Here is a 2,440-nt window from a genome sequence, read left to right as displayed (position 1 = left end):
ATACATTGTAAGTTCCCTTACAGTATCCCTCATCTCTTTTTCATGCTTTATGATATCTCTACAGACATCTAAAGATTCAGGCAGTTTACCATGTCTTTCACCTGCCTCAACTATGGAACAAAGGATATCCGAAATGCCTGCCTTCTTTAAGGAAGCAGAGATGTCATAACCCTTCAGTTTATTCTCTTTTACCCTCTCTATTACATTCCTCGCACTGTAAGAAACAATATCTTTAAGGTTATCAAAGATTATCTCCCATGGAACACCTTTGTGTGATGAGTCAGCCATAACCTCAAAAGTTATAAGAAGGTCGTTTATGTTGAGGGTCTTATCTATCATAAAAGTTAAACGCTCTTTACCACACTTCTCACCTCATCAACCGAGGTGTAGCCTTCAGCAACGAGCCTTAATCCATCCATAAAGATATTCCCCCGCTCTTTCATTAGTCTCTTTATAGCGAACACATCCTTATAAAGTATCGCCCCAACGACCTCATCATCAAAAATTAGTATCTCAACTATTGGCTTTCTACCTTTGTATCCTATGTGGCTACAGTATCCACAGCCTGACTCACTCTTCCTGTAGATAACTTCTGCATTGAAGCCTGAATCTTTTATGAGATTTAGCTTTTCTTTATCTTCCTTTTTGCAATGAGGACAAAGCCCACGCACAAGCCTTTGAGCTATGATGGCATTCACTTCAGATGCGATATCCTCTTTATCTATACCAAGATGCCTTAGCCTCATTGTTGCCTCAGCAGCGGAATTCGAATGGAGTGTGGTAAGAACTAAATGACCTGTATTTGCCGATTGAATAACTATCTCTGCTGTCTCTTCATCCCTTATCTCACCTATAAGTATTACATCCGGGTCATGTCTCAATATATGCCTTAGTGCCTTTGAAAAGGTAAAACCCTTCAGTTCATTTACCTGAGCCTGCACCCTGAATGGATTCCTGTACTCCACTGGGTCTTCTATCGTTATGAGGTTCTTCTCGAAGGTATTTATATGCCTCATCATTGAATGAAGTGTGGTTGATTTTCCACTCCCTGTAGGTCCTGTTACGATAATCATCCCCTGTGCCTCTTTGACAAGGGATATTAATGTTTTCTGTACCTCAGGCATAAAGCCGAGTGCATTCAGGGATATACTCCCAACTACTGAGCGTTTTAGCAATCTTATATGCATGGACTGTGCCCTTTCCTGCCTGTCAGGAAGTGCAACAGGATAGACAGAGACCCTGCAGTCGACTCCTGAGAGGTCAGGATCAAGCACACCTGCATTGAAACTACCATCACCAGGCATCTCCCTGTCATTTTCAGATATATGGGATCTCAAAAATATCGCATTTACAATCTGTGTGTATGTTTCCTCTGAAAAATGCATTATAATCCTCAGCGTTCCATCAATCCTGAAACTTACCATCCATACACCTGGATTAAAATGTATATCTGTTGCACCATCGTAAAAGGCCTTCTTGAGTACCAATGTTCCTATAAGGAGTCCATCCTTTGTTGTCTCTATCCTCTTCTGAATCTCAGAAACAGGGATAGACTTCCACCTTGAGTATTTTTCAATCATCAGAGTGGATACAACATGAAGGGTTATATCCCTATTGTAAAAGTGTCTCTTTGCAAAATCTACTGACTTGATATCGCTGGGATTTGTTACCCCTATGTGAACAGTTCCGTCTTCATAAAGTGGGATAACTCCAATCCTTGTTATGGAATCCAAAGGAAATGATGTTAGAATGGATGTATCTACTACATTTATGGGCGAGAAATAAGGATACCCTGATTGTTTTGAGACAGCCTCAGCAATAACCTCTGGATCGGCAAGCCCTAACTCAACAAGTATCTCACAGAGAGGTTTTTTTATTACCGCTTGGCGAGAAAGCGCTGCATCTATAAACTGCTGGGGAATACCCATATCCATAAGTATCTTACCTATCTTCTCCACCGTTACTTCTCCAACATTTTCTTCATAAATCTACTTGGCTTCGGAAACCTCGTATTTTAATACGGGGAGGAGAAGCCATTCACTGCCAACAGCAGCCCTTTTGAATTCTGTAGTTTCTTAACCCTGTTAACGCTTGCACCATTGTATAACTCTTTACCACTCCAATCTGCAATCCTCACAGTACCCCTTGAAAAGAGGGTATTGATATAGCCAACTATACTCTTTCTTTGTCTTGTTATATATCTTACCAAATCCCCTTTCTTTAATCTCACACCTTCTTTGTTAATCAGATACCTGTTAACATTGTAAGGCTCCCTATAGCCACCCTTTCTCGGGTTGGCATCGTGAAGCTTCCTGTTCTTCTGCCTTACAAATCTTCCCTTAAGAGTAAGGGCATCAGGTATAGATTGAATATCAGGCAATACCCCAAAGGCTGAGGCGGAAACTGAGAGGGCATCGTTTATATGGGACTTCTCTAAGCC

The 2,440-nt window shown here is 41.1% G+C and carries 3 protein-coding genes; all 3 read right to left on the bottom strand.

From position 1 onward, the window contains the following. A partial coding sequence (locus AB1488_01875) for a type II secretion system F family protein (GenBank protein MEW6408847.1) occupies positions 1-339 on the bottom strand: 339 nt, incomplete at its 3' end. A 5-nt stretch (positions 340-344) separates the two neighbouring features. Then, positions 345-1,958, bottom strand: a complete 1,614-nt coding sequence (locus AB1488_01870) for a type II/IV secretion system protein (protein ID MEW6408846.1) — start codon at positions 1,956-1,958, stop codon at positions 345-347. A 56-nt stretch (positions 1,959-2,014) separates the two neighbouring features. After that, positions 2,015-2,440, bottom strand: a 426-nt coding sequence (locus AB1488_01865) for a hypothetical protein (GenBank protein MEW6408845.1), incomplete at its 5' end; no start/stop codon positions are given.

It is taken from the genome of Nitrospirota bacterium, assembly GCA_040756155.1.
Lineage (GTDB): Bacteria > Nitrospirota > Thermodesulfovibrionia > JACRGW01 > JBFLZU01 > JBFLZU01.
This window is presented reverse-complemented; position numbering and strand designations above follow the sequence as displayed.